Below are 22710 nucleotides of genomic sequence, written 5' to 3' on the forward strand. Positions count from 1 at the left end.
TTGTGGTGCCGACTCAGGGGGCGAGCCAGGCCTGCGTGTACGTGTCGATCTCCGCGACGAGCTTCGACTTGCCCGCCGGATCGAGGAACGACGCGTCGACGGCGTTCTTCGCCAGGGCCGCGATGCCCCGCTCGTCGAGGTCGAGAAGGCGGGCCGCGACCGCGTACTCGTTGTTGAGGTCGGTCCCGAACATGGGCGGGTCGTCGGAGTTGATGGTCACCGGTACCCCGGCGGCGACGAACTGCTTGATGGGGTGCTCGTCGAGGGTGGCGACGGCGCGGGTCGCGATGTTCGACGTCGGGCAGACCTCGAGCGGGATGTGGTGCTCCGCGAGGTGGGCGAGGAGCTTCGGGTCCTGCGCCGAGCTCGTGCCGTGGCCGATGCGCTCGGCGCGCAGGTCAGTGAGGGCGTCCCAGACGGTCCCGGGCCCCGTGGTCTCGCCCGCGTGCGGGACGGAGTGCAGGCCCGCCGCGATCGCGCGGTCGAAGTACGGCTTGAACTGCGGCCGCGGCACGCCGATCTCGGGCCCGCCGAGCCCGAAGGAGACCAGGCCCTCGGGGCGCAGCTTGTCAGTGGTCGCGAGCCGGAGCGTCTCCTCGGCGGATTCGAGCCCCGCCTCGCCGGGGATGTCGAAGCACCAGCGCAGTACGACGCCGAGCTCGTCCTCGGCCGCCTTGCGGGCGTCTTCTATGGCGTCCATGAAGGCGCGGTCGTCGATGCCGCGGCGCACGGAGCTGTAGGGGGTGACGGTCAGCTCCGCGTAGCGGATGTTCTGCCGGGCCATGTCGCGGGCGACTTCGTACGTGAGCAGGCGTACGTCGTCCGCGGTGCGGACCAGGTCCACGACCGAGAGGTACACCTGGATGAAGTGGGCGAAGTCCGTGAACTGGAAGTAGTCGGTGAGGGCCTCTACGTCCGTGGGCACCTTGGAGTCGGGGTGGCGGGCGGAGAGGGCCGAGACGATGCGGGGGGATGCCGAGCCGACGTGGTGCACATGCAGTTCCGCCTTGGGCAGTCCGGCGATGAAGGCATGCGGGTCGCGTGCGTCGCGTGGCTCACGGGTGCTGGTCGGATCGGTCACGGTTTCCTCCCCAGGAACGGAAATGATCGGCTGATCGATGGGTCGGGGATCATCGTAGGCGGCGTGCCTGCGGCCGGGGGCAATGGCCGTAGCATGACGGAACGTACGAAAGAGGTGACGGCGCATGTCCCAGGGTTCGGGGGAGTCGGGTACGTCCGAGGGGCGGGACCCTTGGGCTCCGCCGGAGGACGAGGTCCCGCCGGGGCGTGGGGCTGCCGGGGTGCCCTCGGGGCCGGTGCCGCTGGAGAAGCGGGATCCGTGGGCGGCGCCGCCCACGCGCGAGCAGGCGGGGCAGGCGGGGCAGCCGTCGCCCTTCGCGGCTCCGCAGGGTCCGCCTCCGGCGGGTGCGGGCCAGGGTGAGCCGGTGCCGCCGCCTCCGATCGGGCCTGAGGGGCCTGGGCAGGTGCCGTACGGGTACCCCGGGTACTCCGCCGGCTACTCCGGCTACGCCGGTCATCCGGGCTACCAGGGGCATCAGGGCTACCCCGGATATCCCGGATATCCCGGTTACCCCGGTTATGCCGGCTATCCGGGCCACCAGGGGCAGGGCCCTCCCGGGTACGGCTGGCCCGCGATGCCGATGGGCCCCTCCAACGGGATGGGTGTGACCGCCCTCGTCCTCGGGATCATCTCGGCCGTCGGCTTCTGCCTGTGGCCCCTGGCGATCGTGCTCGGCATCCTCGCGATCATCTTCGGATCGATCGGCCGCGGCAAGGCGGGGCGCGGGGAGGCGACCAACCCCGGTCAGGCCCTGGCCGGGATCATCTGCGGTGCGGGGGGCATCGTGCTGGGGGTCGGGCTCCTGGTCGCGCTGATCGTCGGCGCCTAGGAGTGTCCTGAGCGGCCGAGGCCGCTGCCGCTGCCTAAGCCGAGCGCAAGCGATCCCGCGCCTCCATCAACGCGAAGCCCAGCAGATTGAGCCCCCGCCACCTCGCCGGATCCTGCGCCCGCTCGTCGTCGGCCGCCAGGCCAATGCCCCAGATGCGGTCCATCGGGCTCGCCTCGACCAGTACCCGGGACCCCGTCCCGACCAGGAAAGAGCGCAGCGCTTCGGTCGACGTGAACTTGTGGACGCTGCCTTCCACCACGATCCCGAAGCGCTCCCGCTCCCATATCGCCTCGTCGAAGCCCCGGACCAGGCGCCCCTTCTTCTTCGCCTCCGCGGGCGTACGCGCGGCGAGGACCGCCGCCTCCGCCTCCGCGTCGGAGAAGAGCCGGGCCTTGGCGGCCATCATCCAGTGCTCCGCCGTCCCGTACTCCACGCCGTCCACCGTGAACGGCGACTGCCACCACTGGCTGAAGCAGCTCGCGCCGAGCGTCCCGTCACGGCGTGGTGTGTGCCCCCAGAAGTGCAGATACTTGACCCGCCCTCCCGTCTCCCGCCCTTCCAAGGCCGCGCTGCGCGCCTCCTCCTTTTCCGCGCGCACCGCGCGTACCAGCGCATCCACCGAGTCGATCTTCGTCATGCACGCGATCTTGGCACGCACCACTGACATTCCGTCCTGGGTTTTCCAGGACGACTCGACACCTGGTCGACAGATTCCGTCGCGTAACCAAAAGGCAACAACGGAATCACTTGTTGGGGGACCGCTGCTCTGTCAGGATCGGCACTCAAATCGATCTGGAGCTACGCCGACCCCCTGGGACGGGGGCGACGGCGGAGGAGAGCGTCATGCACAACTTCCAGGCGCAGGACCACTTCGCGGACGGCGCCCAGTACATCGCCGGACGGCTGACCAAGGGCACATCGGGCCGCACCCACGCCGTCGTCGACCCGGCCACCGGCGACGAGGTCCACCGCTACGAACTCGCGGGCGAGAAGGACGTGGACGCCGCTGTCGCCGCCGCCGCGCACGCCTTCCCCGAGTGGGCGGGCGCCACCCCCGGCGAGCGCTCCGACGCCATGCACCGCTTCGCCGGCGTACTGGCCGAGCGCGCGGAGGAGTTCGCGCAGGCCGAGTCGCTCCAGTGCGGCAAGCCCATCAAGCTCAGCCGGGAGTTCGACGTACCGGGCACCGTCGACAACGCGTCCTTCTTCGCGGGAGCGGCACGGCATCTCCAGGGCCAGTCGGCCGGTGAGTACTCCGGCGACCACACCTCGTACGTACGGCGTGAGCCCATCGGGGTCGTCGGCTCCATCGCCCCCTGGAACTACCCCCTCCAGATGGCCGCCTGGAAGGTCCTCCCGGCCATCGCCGCGGGCAACACGATCGTCCTCAAGCCCGCCGAACTCACCCCCTTCACCTCGCTCCTCTTCGCGCAGGCCGCCACCGAGGCGGGCATCCCGGACGGCGTCGTCAACATCGTCAGCGGGGCCGGGCGCGACGCGGGCGAGCGGCTCGTGGGCCACCCTGACGTCGCCATGACCTCCTTCACCGGGTCCACCGGCGTCGGCAAGCGCGTCGCCGAGATCGCCACATCCACCGTGAAGCGGCTGCACCTGGAGCTCGGCGGCAAGGCGCCGTTCGTCGTCTTCGACGACGCCGACCTCGAGGCCGCCGTGCACGGCGCGGTCGCCGGCGCGCTCATCAACACCGGTCAGGACTGCACGGCCGCCACGCGCGCGTACGTCCAACGGCCGCTGTACGACGCCTTCGTGGACGGCGTCGCCGCCCTCATGGAGACCGTCCGGCTCGGTGACCCCTTCGCCGAGGACACCGACCTGGGGCCGCTCATCTCGCACGTCCACCGCGACCGCGTCGCCGGTTTCGTCGACCGGGCACGCTCCTACGCGCGCGTGGTCACCGGCGGCGAGGCGCTCGACCACCCCGGCGCCTTCTACAGGCCCACCCTCATCGCCGACGCCGCGCAGGACAGCGAGATCGTGCAGGCCGAGATCTTCGGTCCCGTGCTCGTGGTGCTGCCGTTCGACTCCGACGAGGAAGGCATCCGGCTCGCGAACGACACCCCCTACGGCCTTGCCGCGTCCGCCTGGAGCCGAGACGTGTTCCGCGCCAACCGCGCGACCCGTGAGATCAAGGCGGGCTGCGTGTGGGTCAACGACCACATCCCGATCCTCAGCGAGATGCCGCACGGCGGGTACAAGGCCTCCGGCTACGGAAAGGACATGTCCGCCTACTCCTTCGAGGAGTACACCCAGATCAAGCACGTCATGTTCGACAACACCGCGGTCGTCCGCAAGGACTGGCACCGCACCGTCTTCGGGGACCGATAGCCGACAGCTGGAGGGCCGCCCGACCAGCGGTCGTCCATCCTCCCGAAAGGGCAACCAAGCGCATGGAGCAGTACGAGCCCGACTCCCTCTCCCCGGCCCAACTGGCCGCCATGCACCGCAGCTTCAGGAACGGCAGGGCCGCCCTCACCCGCCGCTCCCTGCTGCGCGCCTCCGCCACTGGCGCGTTCGCCGTCGGCGGCCTCGGTGCGCTCAGCGCCTGCGGGATCCCGGCAGCGAGCAAGGGCCAGGGCGACGTCTCGTCCGAGGACCACTCGGCCAAGGAGAAGCAGATCAACTTCTCCAACTGGACCGAGTACATGGACGTCGACGACGATGAACGCCGCCCCACCCTGGACGCGTTCACCAAGCGCACCGGGATCAAGGTCAAGTACACCGAGGACATCAACGACAACGTCGAGTTCTTCGGGAAGATCAAGCCGCAGCTCGCGGCGGGCCAGGACACCGGCCGCGACCTCATCTGCGTCACGGACTGGCTCGCGGCCCGGCTCATCCGCTTCGGCTGGGTCCAGAAACTGGACCCGGCCAACCTGCCGCACGCGTACACCAACCTGGCCGCCCAGTTCCGCGACCCGGACTGGGACCCCGGAAGGGCCTACTCGTACCCCTGGACCGGCATCTCCACGGTCATCGCGTACAACAAGAAGGCGACCGACGGCGAGGACATCACCTCGGTGTCGCAGCTCCTGGACAACCCCAAGCTCAAGGGGCGCGTCGGCTTCCTCTCCGAGATGCGCGACAGCGTCGGCATGACGCTCATCGACATGGGCAAGGACCCGGCGAAGTTCACCGACGACGACTTCGACGCGGCCATCGCCCGCCTCCAGAAGGCCGTCGACAAGAAGCAGATCCGCCGCTTCACGGGCAACGACTACACCGCGGACCTCGCCAAGGGCGACATCGCGGCATGTCTGGGCTGGGCGGGCGACATCGTCCAGCTGCAGGCCGACAACCCCGACATCGACTTCCACATCCCGGACCAGGGCTACATCACGTCCACGGACAACCTGCTCGTCCCGAACAAGGCGCGCCACAAGCGCAACGCCGAGCGGCTCATCGACTACTACTACGAGCCGGAGCCCGCCGCACGCCTCGCCGCGTACATCAACTACGTCTGCCCCGTGGACGGTGTGCGCCCCGAGCTCGCGAAGCTCGACAAGGACGCCGCGAACAACCCGCTGATCCTCCCGGACAAGGAGATGGCCGCGAAGTCCCGCGGGTTCCGCTCGCTGACGCCGAAGGAAGAGACGGCGTACGAGGAGAAGTTCGCCAAGCTGACCGGTTCCTAGGCGGCGCCCCCACGCCCCTTCGTAGTCCCCTTGTCTCCCCTCGACCCCCTGGACGCACCATGACGACTGCTACAGAACACGGCGGCGACGTCCGCCTCACCGGGATCAGCAAGACGTACGGCTCCTTCAAGGCCGTCCGCCCCCTCGACCTCACCGTGCCGCAGGGCTCCTTCTTCGCGCTGCTCGGCGCGTCCGGCTGTGGCAAGACCACCACGCTCCGCATGATCGCGGGCCTTGAGGAGCCCAGCTCGGGCACCGTGCACCTGGGCGAGCAGGACGTCACGGCGCTGCCGCCGTACAAGCGGCCCGTCAACACGGTCTTCCAGTCGTACGCGCTCTTCCCGCACCTCGACATCTTCGAGAACGTCGCCTTCGGCCTCCGCCGTCGCGGCATCAAGTCCGTTAAGGGCCAGGTCGGCGAGATGCTCGACCTCGTCCAGCTCGGCGAGCAGGCCCGCAAGAAGCCGCACCAGCTCTCCGGCGGCCAGCAGCAGCGCGTCGCCGTGGCCCGCGCCCTGATCAACCACCCCAAGGTGCTGCTCCTGGACGAGCCGCTCGGCGCCCTCGACCTCAAGCTGCGCCGCCAGATGCAGCTCGAACTCAAGCGCATCCAGACCGAGGTGGGCATCACGTTCATCCACGTCACGCACGACCAGGAGGAGGCCATGACGATGGCCGACCAGGTCGCGGTGATGAACGCGGGCCAGGTCGAACAGCTCGGCGCCCCCGCCGACCTCTACGAGAACCCCCGCACCACCTTCGTCGCCAACTTCCTCGGCACGTCGAACTTCATCGAGGCCGAGATCGCGGGCCGCAGCGGCGACGACCTCACCCTCAAGGCAGGCGACGGCAAGCTCACGCTGCCCGCCGCGCGATGTACGGCGCCCACCACCACGGGCGGCAAGGTCATCCTCGGCGTACGCCCCGAGAAGATCTCCCTCACGCACGCCGACGACGCGGGGCAGATCCCGGAGGGCCGCAACCGCATCACGGGCCGCATCGCCGACAGCAGCTTCATCGGCGTATCGACGCAGTACGTCATCAACAGCCCGCTCTGCGACGCGTTCGAGGTCTACGCCCAGAACATCGAGCGCGACACCCGCCTGGTCCCCGGCGTCCAGGTCGTCCTGCACTGGAACCCCGCGCACACCTTCGGCCTGGACGCCGCCCAGGACATCGAGGCGGGCGTCGAGAAGGTCGAGGAGGACGCCTCCGCATGACGACGACCCTCACCGAAGCGCCGCCGACCAAAGAGCCGGACGAGGCGCCCCGCAAGGTCCGCAAGCGAGGGCGCCTCGTCCCCTACTGGCTGCTTCTCCCCGGCATCCTCTGGCTCGTCGTGTTCTTCGCGCTCCCGCTGGTCTACCAGGCATCGACCTCCGTCCAGACGGGCTCCCTCGAAGACGGCTTCAAGGTCACCTGGCACTTCGCCACCTACTGGGACGCGCTGAGGGACTACTGGCCGCAGTTCCTGCGCTCGGTTACGTACGCGGGCGCCGCCACGATCCTGTGTCTGCTGCTCGGCTATCCGCTCGCATATCTGATCGCGTTCCGCGCGGGCCGCTGGCGCAATCTCATCCTGGTCCTGGTCATCGCGCCGTTCTTCACCAGTTTCCTCATCCGTACGCTGGCGTGGAAGACGATCCTCGCGGACGGTGGGCCCCTGGTGGGTGCCCTCAACTCGCTGCACGTCCTGGACGTCACCAGCTGGCTCGGCTGGACGGAGGGCGACCGGGTCCTCGCCACACCCCTGGCGGTGATCTGCGGACTCACGTACAACTTCCTGCCGTTCATGATCCTGCCGCTCTACACCTCCCTGGAGCGCATCGACGGCCGGCTGCACGAGGCGGCGGGCGACCTCTACGCGAAGCCGTCCACCACCTTCCGCAAGGTGACCTTCCCGCTCTCCATGCCGGGCGTCGTCTCCGGCACGCTGCTCACCTTCATTCCGGCGGCGGGCGACTACGTCAACGCGGATCTGCTCGGCTCCACCGACACCCGCATGGTCGGAAACGTCATCCAGACGCAATTCCTGCGCATTCTGGATTACCCGACGGCGGCGGCCCTCTCCTTCATCCTGATGGCGGCGATCCTCGTCATGGTCACGTTCTACATCCGTAAGTCCGGGACGGAGGATCTCGTCTGATGGCTGCCTTCTTCCGCTGGCTCCGCGGCAAATTCGTCGTCATCGCGGGTGTGCTGACGCTCGCGTATCTGCTGCTCCCGAACATCGTCGTGACGGTGTTCTCCTTCAACAAGCCGAAGGGGCGCTTCAATTACGCCTGGCAGGACTTCTCGCTCGACGCCTGGAAGGACCCCTGCGGCGTCGCCGACATGTGCGGCTCGCTCAGCCTGAGCCTGCAGATCGCGGCCTGGGCGACGATCGGCGCGACCGTGCTCGGCACGATGATCGCCTTCGCGCTGGTGCGCTACCGCTTCCGGGCGCGCGGCGCGGTCAGTTCGCTGATCTTCCTGCCGATGGCGATGCCCGAGGTCGTCATGGCCGCCTCGCTGCTCACGCTGTTCCTCAACATGGGCGCGCAGCTCGGCTTCTGGACGATTCTCATCGCCCACATCATGTTCTGCCTCAGCTTCGTGGTGACCGCCGTCAAGGCGCGCGTGATGTCCATGGACCCGCGCCTGGAACAGGCCGCACAGGACCTTTACGCGGGCCCCGTGCAGACCTTCGTCCGGGTCACGCTGCCGATCGCGGCACCTGGAATCGCGGCGGGCGCGCTGCTCGCCTTCGCGCTCTCCTTCGACGACTTCATCATCACGAATTTCAACGCGGGCTCCACCGTGACGTTCCCCATGTTCGTCTGGGGATCGGCACAGCGCGGTACGCCCGTGCAGATCAATGTCATCGGTACGGCGATGTTCCTGGTCGCCGTTCTCCTGGTGCTCGGCGGGATGATCGTCGGAAAGCGCCGCAACAAACAAGCTCGCTAGGAATTCTGAAGGAGTGGAAATCATGGCCCCAAGCGCCATGACCCGTTGGACCAAGTCCCTCTCCGACGCCCAGCCGGTCTCGTACTGGCTGGACGACCCGGGCAAGCCCCGCGCCGAACCCGCCCTCACCGGTGACGAGCAGTGCGACCTGTTGGTCGTCGGCGGCGGCTACAGCGGACTGTGGAACGCGCTCATCGCCAAGGAGCGCGACCCGCACACCGATGTGATCCTGGTCGAAGGCCGAGAGGCGGGCTGGGCCGCCTCAGGCCGCAACGGCGGCTTCTGCGCCGCGTCCCTCACGCACGGCATCTCGAACGGCCTGTCCCGCTGGCCCGGCGAGATCGCGAAGCTGGAGGAGCTGGGCGCCCGCAACCTCGACGAGATCGAGGCGGCCGTCAAGCGTTACTCCATCGACTGCGACTTCGAACGCACCGGTGAGATCGACGTGGCCACGGAGCCGCACCAGCTCGCCGAACTGCACGAGATGTACGAGGAGATGGCGGAGCACGGCCTCGCGGGCGGCTCCGAGCTGCTCGACGCGGACGCCGTGCGCGCCCACGTCGACTCGCCGACCTTCCTCGGCGGCCTCTGGGACCGCGATGGCGTCGCGATGCTCCACCCGGCGAAGCTCGCCTGGGGCCTCAAGCGCGCCTGCCTGGAGAAGGGCGTACGCGTCTACGAGCACACGCCCGCGCTCCAACTCGCCTCGTCCGGCGCGGGGATGGCCGTACGCACTCCGTACGGCCGGATCCGCGCCCGCCGGGTCGCGCTCGCCACGAACATCTTCCCGTCGCTGGTCAAGCGCGTGCGCGCGTACACCGTCCCGGTCTACGACTACGCGCTGATGACGGAGCCGCTGACCGAGGAGCAGCTGGCGGCCATCGGCTGGCGGAACCGCCAGGGCCTGGGCGACAGCGCCAATCAGTTCCACTACTTCCGGCTCTCCGCCGACAACCGCGTCCTGTGGGGCGGTTACGACGCGATCTATCCGTTCGGCGGCAAGCTGCGCGCCGAGCACGACGACCGCCCCGAGACGTACGCGAAGCTCGCGGGCCACTTCTTCACCTGCTTCCCGCAGTTGGAGGGGGTCAAGTTCACGCACGCGTGGGGCGGTGCGATCGACACGTGCTCGCGCTTCTCGGCGTTCTTCGGCACGGCCCACGCGGGGCGCGTCGCGTACGCGGCGGGATACACCGGCCTCGGCGTCGGGGCGACGCGCTTCGGGGCCGACGTCATGCTGGACCTGCTCTCCGGCGAGCGCACGGAGCGTACGTCCCTGGAGATGGTGCGCACGAAGCCGCTGCCGTTCCCGCCCGAGCCGTTCGCGTGGACGGGTGTGGCACTGACCAAGTGGTCGCTGGCCCGCGCGGACGAGAACGGCGGCAGGCGCAACCTGTGGCTGAAGACGATGGACAAGCTGGGCCTGGGCTTCGACAGCTGACCGGCTCGGTCGGTCGGCGGCTGTCGACTGTTCGTCAACAAGTTTCCGGAACCCGCGTAATGCTCCGGCCCGACCCCCCTCTCTCCTGTGACATGCACAGCTGGTCCACAGGAAAAGGGAGGTCCCGCCATGACTGGCTCGGAGGCGAAGTCGGCGGTCGAATGGCTCGTGTCGGTGGCGCCGGACCCGGACGCCTGCCGGTGGGAATGGGAGCGCAACCCCCTGGGGGTCGCGCTCCTTCCGGCGGGCAGGGTCTGGGACGTACTCATCCTTCCCGGCGAACTCGGCTACCCCACGCTTGACGTCCTGACCCGCTGCATCGACCGTCCGGGCCCGGTGCTCGCCGACTTCGGCGACTCCCGCATGGGGTTCTTCGTGCCGGCGGGCACGGTCTCGCGCTGGATCGGCACGGGCGTGCGCGGCGCGGGCCGCGGGACGTGGATCGTGGTCCCTTATCCGGGGCGTTCCACGGGCGGGGTCCGCTGGCTGGTCCCGCCCGACGGCTCGGGCACGCTGACGGATCCGGCACTCCTCGAACTCGCGATGCACGAGGCGGCGGCGCAGTTGGCGCCGCGGGAGGGGGAGTCGCCGAGTTCTTGACGGGGTCTTGACAACTGCATTGGTCTGGACCAAATTGAGCGGCCCACCCTCCAACCCCCCAATGCCCGGAGGAAGTCGTGGATCGTTCCTTGTCGCGTCACCTGAGATGTCTCACCGTGGCGGCCACGGCCTGCGCGCTCGCCGCGTCCGGCCTGCTCGCCGCCGAGGCCTCGGCGGGTCCTTCGACGGAGCCGAAGCCGAAGGCCGCCGCCGACCACGCCCTGGTCGGCTATCTGCACGCGAGCTTCGCCAACGGGTCCGGCTACACCCGGCTCGCGGACGTCCCCGACAGCTGGGACATCATCGACCTCGCCTTCGGCGAGCCGACATCGGCCACGTCCGGCGACATCCGCTTCAGCCTCTGTCCGCGGACCGAGTGTCCCGGCGTCGAGTCGAAGGAGGAGTTCAAGGCCGCGGTCAAGGCCAAGCAGGCGGCGGGCAAGAAGGTCCTGATCTCCATCGGCGGCCAGAACGGCCAGGTCCAGCTGACCACCACCCAGGCCCGCGACACCTTCGTCTCATCGGTCTCCGCGATCATCGACGAGTACGGACTCGACGGCCTGGACATCGACTTCGAGGGCCACTCCCTCTCGCTGAACGCCGACGACACCGACTTCAAGAACCCCACGACGCCCTCGATCGTGAACCTCATCGCGGCGGTCAAGACCCTCAAGTCCAAGTACGGCAGCGGCTTCACGCTCACGATGGCCCCCGAGACCTTCTTCGTGCAGCTCGGCTACCAGTTCTACGGAACGGGCAAGTGGGGCGGCCAGGACCCGCGCGCCGGCGCGTACCTGCCGGTCATCCACGCCCTGCGCGACGACCTCACGCTGCTGCACGTCCAGGACTACAACTCCGGCCCGATCATGGGCCTGGACAACCAGTACCACTCCATGGGCGGCGCGGACTTCCACATCGCGATGACCGACATGCTGCTCACCGGCTTCCCGGTGGCGGGGGACACGAACAACGTCTTCCCCGCGCTTCCCCCGGAGAAGGTGGCCATCGGCATGCCCGCCTCGACGAACGCGGGCAACGGCCACGTCCCCACGACGGAGGTCAACAAGTCCCTGGACTGCCTGACGAAGGGCACCAGCTGCGGCTCGTACAAGACGCACGGCACGTGGCCGGACCTGCGCGGCCTGATGACCTGGTCCATCAACTGGGATCGCCACAACAACTGGGAGTTCTCGAAGAACTTCGACGGCTACTTCGGCTGAGCCGTGTCCTCGTCGGTGGCGCGGTGCCCGTACCGCGCCACGACCAGGACCATCACCTGCAGCACCATCCCGAACAGGCACCAGCTGGCCACGACATCCAGCGGCCAGTGATACCCGCGGCGCACGAGCCCGAGCCCGACCCCGAAGTTCAACAGGCCGCAGGCGATGACCAGTTCACGCCGTGCATACGTGCCGCGCAGATAGGGCAGCACGAGCAGCGCCGCCCCGCCGTAGGCGACCATGGCGGTGGCGGTGTGGCCCGAGGGGTAATAGCCGCTGCCGTCCATGCCGGGCGGCCCTGTGCGGTCGATGAGCTCCTTGAGCGGGATCACGAGCACCGGGACGGCAGCCATGGCCACGACGGCGACGACTGGGGCCGTCCACCAGCGGTACGTACGGGCGCGACGCCCGCGCCATCCGGCGTAGGCGGCGGCGACGGCGAGGACCGGCGCGGCGACGGCGACCCCGCCCAGATCGGCGAGGAGCTCGGCGACGCCGTCCGGGATGCGGCTTCCGGTGATCCAGGGGCCGAGCCGCTCGTCCGCGTCGCGGAGGGGGCCGTCGGCGATCACTTGCCAGGTGATGAGCGCGAAGACGAACGCGCAGAGGCAGAAGAGGAAAATGGTCGGCCGCCCCGGAACAGGGGGGGTAGTTCCGAGGCGGCCGTCCTGACCGGTGTTCCGCACGCCCCGGGGGGTTTGGGGCGTGCGGCCATCCGATCGGTGAGGAGTTCCGGAGCCAGAAGCTCCGGGTGTGTGCGCGAGGGCACGACCAGGACGGGGCTGGGGAGGCTCCGCCCGGGTGTCGCCCACAGTTTCCTGTGGGCGGGGTGTTTCTCTCATCTGCAGAAACCGTACGTCAGGTGGTGACCGGCCGACAGGCGGAACGGCAACCCGTCATGGGGCTCGCACACGTTCTTCACATGCCCTGACGGTCGCCCCAGGTCACGGGCCTCGCACCGCGCGGGGCACACACACGTCGGGGCATATGCGGACGCATACGGAGCCGGGATCTTCCCCTTTTGGGGTGATCCCGGCTCCGGTGAGCGCTACCGCTCGTATGCGATCAGACGCGGGCGAACGCGGCCTCGATGATGTCCAGGCCCTCGTTCAGGAGGTCCTCGCCGATGACCAGCGGCGGCAGGAAGCGCAGGACGTTGCCGTACGTGCCGCAGGTGAGGACGAGCAGGCCCTCCGCGTGGCAGGCCTTGGCGAGCGCGGCCGTCGCCTCCGCGTTCGGCTCCTTCGTGGCGCGGTCCTTGACCAGCTCGATGGCGATCATGGCGCCGCGGCCACGGATGTCGCCGACGATGTCGTACTTCTCCGCGATGGCGGACAGGCGCGCCTTCATCGTCGCCTCGATGGCCTTCGCCTTGCCGTTGAGGTCGAGCTCCTTCATCGTCTCGATGGCACCGAGCGCACCGGCGCAGGCCACCGGGTTGCCGCCGTAGGTGCCGCCGAGGCCGCCGGAGTGCGCGGCGTCCATGATCTCGGCACGGCCTGTGACGGCGGCGAGCGGCAGACCACCCGCGATGCCCTTGGCGGTCGTGATCAGGTCGGGGACGATGCCCTCGTCCTCACACGCGAACCACTGGCCCGTGCGGCAGAAGCCGGACTGGATCTCGTCCGCGACGAAGACGATGCCGTTGTCGTTGGCGAACTTCACGATCGCGGGCAGGAAGCCCTTCGCGGGCTCGATGAAGCCGCCCTCGCCGAGCACCGGCTCGATGATGATCGCGGCGACGTTGTCCGCGCCGACCTGCTTGCTGATCTGGTCGATGGCCTGCTTGGCGGCCTCGGGTCCTGCGTTCTCCTCGCCCGTCGGCCAGCGGTAGCCGTAGGCCACCGGGACGCGGTAGACCTCGGGCGCGAACGGCCCGAAGCCGTTCTTGTACGGCATGTTCTTGCTGGTCAGCGCCATCGTGAGGTTCGTGCGGCCGTGGTAGCCGTGGTCGAAGACGACGACGGCCTGGCGCTTGGTGTGCGCACGGGCGATCTTGACGGCGTTTTCGACGGCCTCGGCGCCGGAGTTGAAGAGCGCGGACTTCTTCGCGTGGTCACCCGGCGTCAGCTCCGCGAGCTGCTCCGCCACGGCGACGTACCCCTCGTACGGCGTGACCATGAAACAGGTGTGGGTGAAGTCGGCGAGCTGCGCGCTCGCGCGGCGTACGACGGCTTCGGCGCTGGCACCGACGGACGTCACGGCGATGCCGGAGCCGAAGTCGATGAAGCGGTTGCCGTCGACGTCCTCGATGATGCCGCCACCCGCGCGCGCCGCGAACACAGGCAGCACGGAACCCACGCCACCGGCGACCGTGGCGGTACGGCGGGCCTGCAGCTCCTGAGACTTCGGCCCGGGGATGGCGGTGACGACGCGGCGCTCCTGCGGAAGTGCGGTCATGGGGTGCTCCTGGGGGTGGGGCGAGGCGGACGCTCGAATGCTTGCTTTCTTCGCAGGTTAGGGGCGGAGGGTGGGGGCGGGCATGCTCCACGGGGGAGTTGTTCGGCGTGGCGGTTGTCCGTGGTGGACATAGCGGCAGGGGCGGGGGGGAGGGGAGGGATGCGAGTGGCGGCAAAGGGGTCGGCCTTGTCGATGCCATGAACGTCGCGCTCGCTGCCGCCTTCCGGACCGCCGACATGCTGACCACCGACGGGTACTTCCGCATGATGCGCCCACTCACCGCGCATGGGGCCTTTCGTCTCCTGCCCGAAGACTTGTAGGGGTTCACGGCCGTCTCCCCGACGGCCGTGTCGGTGTCCTTGGGATCGGGCATCGAACGACCGTAGCCGGATTGATGTGTTCCGCCCAGCTCACGGAGGCCCTTGTGCCCGCCCGTTCCCGCAGGTCCCGGGCGCGTATGCGGTGAACTCCCCCTGTGGGGGCACTAGATTGACGGCTGAACAGGCAGGCCGGTAGGTCAGGGGGCAAGGTCCATGGACTCCGAAGGCACACACGACGCTCGCGGCACACACGCCACACCGGTGCCGCGCCCGGCGGCGCCTCCAGGCTCCGTCGGGCCGCGGGGTGTGCCGTCCGGCTCCGCCGGTGTGCCCGTCACGCCGCCGCGTCCCGTACGGGCGCCGGGGAGCGAGGCCGCGGGGGTTCCTGCGCAGCCGGACGGCTCCGCCTTCCTGACCTGGCTGCGCACGCCGCGGCCGGGCGCGCAGCCCGGGGTGTGGCGGTTCGGGCATAAGCCTCGGCCGGAGCAGGAGCCCGAGGTCACGCCGGTGCGTCAGCTCTTCAGCGGTGCGCTGATCGCGTTGCTCGTGGGGTGGCTGATCTGGTCGTTGCTGTGGAACGGCTATCTCGGCGGCTGGTGGGTCCTGCCGCTGGAACTGCTCCTGCCGGACTCGTGGATCAACACGCGCGACCGGATCGGCAACGCGGTCGTCTGGTACAGCTACTACACCCTCATCGCGTTCGCCATCATGTCCGGCGTCGGCAAGCTCGGCCGCTGGGACGAGATCTGGCGCCGCTACATCGCTCCCCGCTTCCGCCGCCCCGCCCCGCCGCAGCCGCCCCCCACCCCCGGCGAGGACCCCGCCCAGTGGCCCCAGCTCCGGGAAGCCGGCGCCGATGCCGCCGCCGAGCGGCTGGCCGCGGACGCGCGGGCCGGGCTCATGCGGGACGTCGACCATGCCCGGATCACGCGGGCCTGGCGGTCCGTGCGGGCCGGGCGCAACACCCTCTCCTCGTTCAGCGAATCCGTCGTACGGGACGGGGCCGCCGCCTGCGGCCATCCCTCCGGAGACCGTGACCTGCCCGCCCGCGCGGCCCGTCACGACCTCGCCACGGCGCAGGTGCGGCTCGGGACCACGGCCGACGATCCGCGCAACCCCTATGCCTACCGGGGGACGGGGCTGGGCCTCGGGCCCGAGCTCCTGGGGACCTCGCTGCTCGCCGTGGGACCCGCCGGGTCCGGCAAGACCAGCGGGGTCGTGTGGCCGGTCGCCGAGTCGTTGTGCCTCGGGGCGCTCGCCGGACGGGCCGCGGTGGTCGTGGTCGGGGCCGCGGGCGCCGGGCTCGGGCCCGCCGACGACTACGACGTGGTGGTGCGGATCGGCCACCCCGACTCCGTGTACGACCTCGACCTGTACGGCGGCACGAACGACCCGGACGAGGCCGCGGCCGTGCTCGCCGAAGCCCTCGTGGGTGACCTCGTCGACCCGCACCCCGGCGCCGACAGCCGCCGCTCGACGACCGTCCTCGCCCAACTCCTCGGCCCCTACCACGCGGTGCACCGCCGCTTCCCGTCCGTGCCCGAGCTGCGCGCCCTGCTCGACGGCGCCCCGGGCCCGCTCGGCGCGCTGCGCAAGGCGCTCCAGGAGTCGGGGCAGGACGCGATGCTGCGGGAACTCGACGCCCGCGAGCGGCAGTTGGGCCACCCCGGCGACCCGGGTGCCGTCATCGCCGACCGCATCGCGCTGCTCGACCGCCCGGCCTTCGCCTCCTTCTTCGACACGTCGGGCCAGAGCACGCCCTTCTCGCTGCGGGCCCTCGACCACCCCGTACGGGTCCGCGTCGATCTCCCCGAGCGCGGTCACGCGGACGCGTCGCGGATCCTCGCCCGGCTGATGCTCGCCCAGTTCATGGCGAGCGCCGCCGCCCGCGAGGACCGCTCGCTCTTCGCCTGTCTCGTCCTCGACGACGCGACGGGGACGGTCACCCCGGAGTCCGTACGCCGTCTGCAGCGGCTGCGGTCCGCGAACGCCGGGGTCGTGCTGACCCTGCGTACGCTCGACGACGCACCCCGACCGCTGCGCACGCCGCTGCTCGGCTCGATCGGCTGCCGTATGGCGCTGTCCGGGCTCACCCCGTGGGACGGGCAGGACTTCGCGGAGGTCTGGGGCAAGGAGTGGATCGAGGCCCGGGACGTCACCGACCGGCAGATCATCGCCGAGACCCCGCTCGGCAAGACGGTCCACATGCTCCGCCGCGTCATCACCGGCAACGCCCCCACCGCACGCGCGGTGACCGTCCGCCAGGTCGAGCGCGAGCGGTGGTCCGCCTCCGAGCTGGCGCACGCGGTGCCCGCGGGACACGCGGTGCTCTCGCTCACGGATGTACGGGGCGAGCACGCGCCGCCGTTGTTGGTGGATCTGCGGGGTTAGGGCCCTTCTCGCCGGGGCGCCGGTAGGGATGTATGTACGGGGTATTGGGTCCCCTACGTACCGTACGGTGAGGCAGAATCGACACAGGTCGTTCATACGTACCGGCCAAAAGATCCACATCTCGTCCGGGATTCAATGGCCGACCGGGACGCGTGCCTCGGCCGACCGGGACGCGTGCCTCGGCCGCCGCTGCCAGACCTGCCGCCCTGACTGCTGACCAGACCTGAAGGTCCCATGCCGCCCACGCTCGCCTCCCTCGTCCACCACTCCGCACTGAAGCTCACCGTGCGCGCGGGTGAGGAGCATCTGGACGCGCCCGTGCGCTGGGCGCACGCCAGTGAGCTCACCGACCCCGTGCCCTACATGGAGGGCGGCGAGCTCCTCCTGATCACCGCGCTCAAGCTGGACGCGGAGGATCCGGAGGCGATGCGCCGCTATGTGAAGCGGCTCGCGGCGGCGGGAGTCGTGGGGCTCGGGTTCGCGGTCGGGGTGCACTACAAGGACATCCCGGAGGCGCTGGTCGCCGCGGCGGCGGAGGAAGGGCTTCCGCTCCTCGAAGTGCCGCGGCGCACCCCCTTCCTCGCCATCAGCAAGGCCGTGTCCGCGGCCATCGCCGCCGACCAGTACCGCGCCGTCACGGCGGGCTTCGCCGCCCAGCGCGAGCTGACCAAGCAGGCCCTGAGCGAGGGCCCCGAGGGGCTGCTCGGCGCGCTCGCCGGACAGGTGGACGGCTGGGCCGCGCTGTACGACGCGTCGGGCGCCGTCGTCGCCACGGCGCCGGAGTGGGCCGCGCGCAGGGCCGCCCGCCTCACCTCCGACGTGGAGCGGCTGCGGGACCGGGCCGCGCCCGCCAGCGCCGTCGTCGCGGGCGCGGAGGACCGGGTGGAGCTGCACTCCATCGGTACCGGACGGCGGCCCCGCGCCGCGCTCGCCGTCGGCACGGCATCCACCCTCGGCACCGCCGAGCGGTACGCACTGCACTCGGCCATCGCGCTGCTCACCCTCACCACGGAGCGCAACCGCTCGCTCCAGGCCGCCGAGGCCCGCGTCGGTTCCGCCGTACTGCGGATGCTGCTGGCAGGGGAGCCCGACCACGCCCGCACGGTGGCGGGGGAGTTGTACGGCAGCCTGCTGGACGCGCCGTTCCGCCTGGTGGTGGCGGAGGTCCCCGCCTCGGCCCCGGAGGGCGGCGACCCGTTCGCCGGGCTCACGGACGCCGTCGAGTCGGCCGCCGCGCGCGCCGGCGAGGCGCTGCTCGTCGTGCCCTACGGCGAGCGGCTCGTCCTGCTCGTCGTGGACGGCGGCGCGGGCGCGGCGGCGTGCGTCGCGTACGCGCAGACGCTGGAGGCAGGGCGTTCCGACGCGCCGGAGGGTGGTGCGGTCGAGGGAGCGGCCCTCCTGCTCGGCCTCTCCGCACCCGCGGGGCCCATCGCGGCGGCCACCGCGTACAAGCAGGCGGACCAGGCGTTGTCCATCGCCCGGCGCCGGGGCCGCGCCCTGGTCGAGCACGAGGACCTGGCGGCGGGCTCGGTCCTGCCGCTGCTCGCCGACGACGCGGTGCGCGCGTTCGCCGACGGTCTGCTGCGCGCCCTGTACGAGCACGACGCCACCGGCCGCGGCGACCTGATCGCCTCGCTGCGCGCCTGGCTCTCCCGCCACGGCCAGTGGGACGCGGCAGCCGCGGACCTGGGCGTCCACCGCCACACGCTGCGCTATCGCATGCGCAGGGTCGAGGAGATCCTGGGCCGCTCCCTGGACGACCCGGACGTCCGCATGGAGCTGTGGCTGTCGCTGAAGGCGACGTCGAGCGGTACGGAGTGACTGCTGGGGAATGACCCCCTGCCAAAGAGGCGTGGCACCGGAGGGCAGTACTCCGAGTCGGACAAACGTCCCGCACCCATACCGCCCCTACGGTGGGGAACGTACCCCCCAAGACACACCTTCGCGGAAGGGCCGGGAATCGACATGACTTCCATCCACGCCTTCTGGCTCGCCGGTCGCCAGACCACCGGTGAGACCACTCTCGACGTCACTTCGCCCTGGGACGGGCGGGTCGTCGGCAAGGCTGCCGTCCCGACCGACGCCCAGGTCGAGGAGGCCGTCGCCGCCGCGTACGCCGTGCGCGACGAGTTCGCCGCGACCCCGGCGCACGTGCGGGCCGCCGCCCTCGACCACGTGAGCCGCAGGCTCGTCGAGCGGACGGAAGAGATCGCCCAGCTCATCTCCGCCGAGAACGGCAAGCCGATCAAGTGGGCCCGTGGCGAGGTCGGCCGTGCCGTCTCCGTCTTCCGGTTCGCCGCGGAGGAAGCCCGCCGGTTCAACGGCGGCGAGGCCCAGCGTCTGGACACCGACGCCGGTGGCCAGGGGCGTCTCGCCTTCACGCGCCGCTTCTCCAAGGGCGTCGTCCTGGGCATCGCGCCGTTCAACTTCCCGCTGAACCTCTGCGCCCACAAGATCGCCCCGGCCATCGCGTCCGGCACGCCGATCATCCTCAAGCCGGCGCCCGCGACCCCGCTCTCCGGACTCCTCATCGGCGAGCTGCTCGCCGAGACCGAGCTGCCCGCCGGTTCCTGGTCGGTCCTTCCGGTCGCGAACGAGAAGATGCCCGCCCTCGTGCAGGACGAGCGCCTTCCCGTCATCTCCTTCACCGGCTCCGAGAAGGTCGGGTACGCGATCCTGGACTCGGTGCCGCGCAAGCACTGCACCCTGGAGCTGGGCGGGAACGGCGCCGCCGTCGTCCTCTCCGACTTCTCCTCCGACGAGGACCTCGACTGGGCGGCCTCGCGCATCGCGACCTTCTCGAACTACCAGGGCGGCCAGTCCTGCATCTCGGTGCAGCGGGTCATCGCCGACGCCTCCGTGTACGACCGGCTCGTGCCGCGCGTCCTCAAGGCCATCGAGGGCCAGGTCACCGGTGACCCGTCCGACCCGAAGACCGACGTCGGCCCGCTCGTCAACGAGGACGCCGCCAAGCGCGTGGAGTCCTGGGTCGACGAGGCCGTCCAGGCGGGCGCCCGGCTGCTCGCCGGCGGCAAGCGGGACGGCGCCTCGTACGCGCCGACCGTGCTCGCCGACGTACCGGCCGATGTGACCATCGCCGTCGAGGAGGTCTTCGGCCCGGTCCTCACGATCAAGAAGGTGGACGGCGAGGCGGAGGCGTTCGCCGCCGTCAACGACTCCAAGTACGGCCTCCAGGCGGGCGTCTTCACGCACGACCTGCAGACCGCCTTCCGCGCACACCGTGCCCTGGAGGTCGGCGGCGTGGTCATCGGCGACGCCCCCTCCTACCGCGCCGACCAGATGCCGTACGGCGGCGTCAAGCAGTCCGGCGTGGGCCGCGAGGGCGTGCGGTTCGCGATGGACGACTACACCTACGAGCGGGTCATGGTGATGACGGGCCTCGCCCTGTAGGGCAGTTCACGAACCGACGGCCGGAGCCCACTGTGCGGGGGCTCCGGCCGTTCTCGTGCGCGAGGACGGCATGAGGACGGTGCGTGGACGCGATGCGCCGAACGCTGCGCGAGGACTGGTGGGCTCAGGACGAATCGGGTACATACGATCCATACGATCGAGTAGCACCAGTCAGTAACCGACCGGGTCAAGATCGGGTCAACCGGAGCCGATCGGCCCCCTGCGCGGCGAGGTGAGCTCCTCAATGTCCGCACCAACCCCACCCCCTTCCGGGGCGTCCGTCAGCGAACGCGAGGCCCGGCAGGTCGCCGAGGCCGCCCGCGAACAGGACTGGCGCAAACCCAGCTTCGCCAAGGAACTCTTCCTCGGCCGCTTCCGGCTCGACCTGATCCACCCGCATCCCATGCCCGCCGACGAGGACGCGAGGCGCGGCGAGGAGTTCCTCGCCAAGCTCCGCGACTTCTGCGAGACGAAGATCGACTCGGCCCGCATCGAGCGCGAGGCGCAGATCCCCGACGAGGTCATGAACGGCCTCAAGGAACTCGGCGCCCTCGGCATGAAGATCGACACGAAGTACGGCGGGCTCGGTCTCACGCAGGTCTACTACAACAAGGCCCTCGCCCTCGTCGGCTCCGCGAACCCGTCGATCGGCGCGCTGCTCTCCGCCCACCAGTCGATCGGCGTACCGCAGCCGCTCAAGCAGTTCGGCACCCAGGAGCAGAAGGACGAGTTCCTGCCGCGCTGCGCCCGCACGGACATCAGCGCGTTCCTCCTGACCGAGCCGGACGTCGGCTCCGACCCGGCGCGCATGGCGATGGCGGCCGTCCCGGACGGCGACGAGTACGTCCTGGACGGCGTGAAGCTCTGGACGACGAACGGCGTGGTGGCGGACCTCCTGGTCGTCATGGCGCGCGTACCGAAGTCCGATGGCCACAAGGGCGGCATCACGGCCTTCGTGGTCGAGGCAGCGGCGGAGGGCATCACCGTCGAGAACCGCAACGCCTTCATGGGCCTGCGCGGCCTGGAGAACGGTGTGACCCGCTTCCACCAGGTCCGCGTCCCCGCGGCGCACCGCATCGGCCCGGAGGGAGCGGGCCTGAAGATCGCCCTCACGACCCTCAACACCGGCCGCCTCTCGCTGCCCGCGATGTGCGTCGGCGCGGGCAAGTGGTGCCTGAAGATCGCCCGTGAGTGGTCGGGCGCGCGGGAGCAGTGGGGCAAGCCGGTCGCGTTCCACGAGGCGGTCGGCGCGAAGATCTCCTTCATCGCCGCGACGACCTTCGCCCTGGAAGCCGTACTGGACCTTTCCTCCCAGATGGCCGACGAGGACCGCAACGACATCCGCATCGAGGCGGCGCTCGCCAAGCTGTACGGCTCCGAGATGGGCTGCCTGATGGCCGACGAACTGGTGCAGATCCGCGGCGGCCGAGGCTTCGAGACCGCCGAGTCCCTCGCGGCCCGCGGCGAACGCGCGGTCCCGGCGGAACAGGTCCTGCGCGACCTGCGCATCAACCGCATCTTCGAGGGCTCGACGGAGATCATGCACCTCCTGATCGCCCGCGAGGCCGTGGACGCGCACCTGAAGGTGGCGGGCGACCTGATCGACCCGGACAAGTCCCTGACCGACAAGGCCAGGGCGGGCGCGAAGGCAGGCGGTTTCTACGCCCGCTGGCTGCCGAAGCTGGTCACGGGGCCGGGTCAACTCCCGCGCTCGTACACGGAGTTCCACCCCAGCGGCCACGCGGACCTCTCCCCGCACCTGCGCTACGTGGAGCGGTGCGCCCGCAAGCTGGCCCGCTCGACGTTCTACGCGATGTCGCGCTGGCAGGGAAAGATGGAGACCAAGCAGGGCTTCCTGGGTCGCGTGGTGGACATCGGCGCCGAACTCTTCGCGATGAGCGCGGCGTGCGTGCGCGCCGAGCTCCTGCGGACGACGGAGGACCACGGCCGGGAGGCCTACCAGCTGGCCGACACGTTCTGCCGCCAGTCCCGCATCCGCGTCGACGAGCTCTTCGACCGCCTGTGGGTCAACACGGACGACATCGACCGCAAGGTGGTCAAGGGCGTCCTGTCCGGTATGTACACCTGGCTGGAGGAGGGCGTCGTCGACCCCAGCGGTGAAGGCCCCTGGATCGCGGACGCGACACCGGGCCCGAGCGTCCGGGAGAACGTCCACCGGCCCATCCGCTGACGCGCTTTCCGGGGCGTTCCCTCCCTCAGGAACGCCCCGGAACGCGATTCCGACCGATCGGATCGGGGCGCAGTGCACCCGCACACAGCCGCCCAGGCAAGAATGGGGGGATGAGCGACAGTCCAGCCCCCCTCGCCGACCCGCATCTCGTCTTCGACCCCGTCGTCACGGACGGCCCGCGGGACATCGTCATCCTCGGCTCGACCGGGTCGATCGGCACCCAG

General features: G+C 70.3%; 16 protein-coding genes and 1 pseudogene. 13 read left to right on the top strand and 4 right to left on the bottom strand.

Annotated elements, in window-relative coordinates; all coding sequences use genetic code 11:
- Positions 1-13: 13 nt before the first annotated feature.
- Positions 14-1081 carry an adenosine deaminase gene (locus tag AC5P1C_RS29095; RefSeq protein ID WP_493868898.1) on the bottom strand — a complete coding sequence of 356 codons (1068 nt, stop codon included), beginning with the start codon at positions 1079-1081 and terminating at the stop codon, positions 14-16.
- A gap of 124 nt (positions 1082-1205) precedes the next feature.
- Here AC5P1C_RS29095 and AC5P1C_RS29100 point away from each other — a divergent pair, with 124 nt between their 5' ends.
- Positions 1206-1910: a DUF4190 domain-containing protein gene (locus tag AC5P1C_RS29100; RefSeq protein WP_493868899.1), complete on the top strand. Its 705-nt coding sequence runs from the start codon at positions 1206-1208 to the stop codon at positions 1908-1910.
- A gap of 34 nt (positions 1911-1944) precedes the next feature.
- On the opposite strand, the gene ybiA is transcribed toward AC5P1C_RS29100, so the two are convergent.
- Positions 1945-2577 (bottom strand): riboflavin biosynthesis intermediates N-glycosidase, encoded by a 633-nt coding sequence (gene ybiA / locus AC5P1C_RS29105; protein ID WP_493868900.1) that lies wholly within the window; start codon positions 2575-2577, stop codon positions 1945-1947.
- 176 nt (positions 2578-2753) lie between these two features.
- On the opposite strand from ybiA, the gene AC5P1C_RS29110 reads away from it, so the two are divergent.
- The 8 genes and pseudogenes from AC5P1C_RS29110 to AC5P1C_RS29145 form a co-directional block, all read left to right on the top strand.
- A complete protein-coding gene (locus tag AC5P1C_RS29110) occupies positions 2754-4256 on the top strand; it encodes a gamma-aminobutyraldehyde dehydrogenase (RefSeq protein ID WP_493868901.1) in 1503 nt (500 codons plus the stop codon).
- Between the two features lie 62 nt (positions 4257-4318).
- A complete protein-coding gene (locus tag AC5P1C_RS29115) occupies positions 4319-5563 on the top strand; it encodes an ABC transporter substrate-binding protein (protein ID WP_493868902.1) in 1245 nt (414 codons plus the stop codon).
- 59 nt (positions 5564-5622) lie between these two features.
- On the top strand, positions 5623-6783 hold the full coding sequence (locus AC5P1C_RS29120) for an ABC transporter ATP-binding protein (protein ID WP_493868903.1): 1161 nt from the start codon (positions 5623-5625) through the stop codon (positions 6781-6783).
- The gene (locus tag AC5P1C_RS29125) at positions 6780-7709 is read left to right on the top strand and encodes an ABC transporter permease (RefSeq protein ID WP_493868904.1); all 930 of its coding nucleotides are present in this window, start codon (positions 6780-6782) and stop codon (positions 7707-7709) included. The genes AC5P1C_RS29120 and AC5P1C_RS29125 overlap by 4 nt, the downstream gene beginning before the upstream one ends.
- Complete coding sequence (locus AC5P1C_RS29130) at positions 7709-8512, top strand: ABC transporter permease (protein WP_493868905.1); 804 nt, start codon at positions 7709-7711, stop codon at positions 8510-8512. Before AC5P1C_RS29125 ends, AC5P1C_RS29130 begins: the two co-directional genes overlap by 1 nt.
- A gap of 22 nt (positions 8513-8534) precedes the next feature.
- Positions 8535-9953, top strand: a complete 1419-nt coding sequence (locus AC5P1C_RS29135) for an NAD(P)/FAD-dependent oxidoreductase (protein WP_493868906.1) — start codon at positions 8535-8537, stop codon at positions 9951-9953.
- Between the two features lie 129 nt (positions 9954-10082).
- Positions 10083-10553, top strand: coding sequence for a hypothetical protein (locus tag AC5P1C_RS29140; RefSeq protein ID WP_493868907.1), 471 nt, complete (start codon positions 10083-10085; stop codon positions 10551-10553).
- 215 nt (positions 10554-10768) lie between these two features.
- Positions 10769-11773 (top strand): annotated as a pseudogene (locus AC5P1C_RS29145) (chitinase); the annotation flags it as partial.
- Here AC5P1C_RS29145 and AC5P1C_RS29150 read toward each other — a convergent pair.
- Together AC5P1C_RS29150 and gabT are read right to left on the bottom strand one after the other, a co-directional pair.
- Positions 11761-12459, bottom strand: a complete 699-nt coding sequence (locus AC5P1C_RS29150; protein ID WP_493868908.1) for a phosphatase PAP2 family protein — start codon at positions 12457-12459, stop codon at positions 11761-11763. The pseudogene AC5P1C_RS29145 and the gene AC5P1C_RS29150 sit on opposite strands and share 13 nt — an antisense overlap.
- Before the next feature lie 379 nt (positions 12460-12838).
- Positions 12839-14173 (bottom strand): 4-aminobutyrate--2-oxoglutarate transaminase, encoded by a 1335-nt coding sequence (gene gabT / locus AC5P1C_RS29155; RefSeq protein WP_493868909.1) that lies wholly within the window; start codon positions 14171-14173, stop codon positions 12839-12841.
- Positions 14174-14706: 533 nt separating this feature from the next.
- Here gabT and AC5P1C_RS29160 point away from each other — a divergent pair.
- From AC5P1C_RS29160 to AC5P1C_RS29175, 4 genes are all read left to right on the top strand, one after another.
- Entirely contained in the window at positions 14707-16884 is a 2178-nt protein-coding gene (locus AC5P1C_RS29160) for an ATP-binding protein (RefSeq protein WP_493868910.1), read from the top strand.
- 234 nt (positions 16885-17118) lie between these two features.
- Complete coding sequence (locus AC5P1C_RS29165; RefSeq protein WP_493868911.1) at positions 17119-18705, top strand: PucR family transcriptional regulator; 1587 nt, start codon at positions 17119-17121, stop codon at positions 18703-18705.
- A gap of 144 nt (positions 18706-18849) precedes the next feature.
- The gene (locus tag AC5P1C_RS29170) at positions 18850-20295 is read left to right on the top strand and encodes an aldehyde dehydrogenase family protein (RefSeq protein WP_493868912.1); all 1446 of its coding nucleotides are present in this window, start codon (positions 18850-18852) and stop codon (positions 20293-20295) included.
- A gap of 244 nt (positions 20296-20539) precedes the next feature.
- Entirely contained in the window at positions 20540-22486 is a 1947-nt protein-coding gene (locus tag AC5P1C_RS29175; protein ID WP_493868913.1) for an acyl-CoA dehydrogenase family protein, read from the top strand.
- The last annotated feature ends 224 nt before the right edge of the window (positions 22487-22710 follow it).

Source organism: Streptomyces sp. A18 (assembly GCF_059026065.1).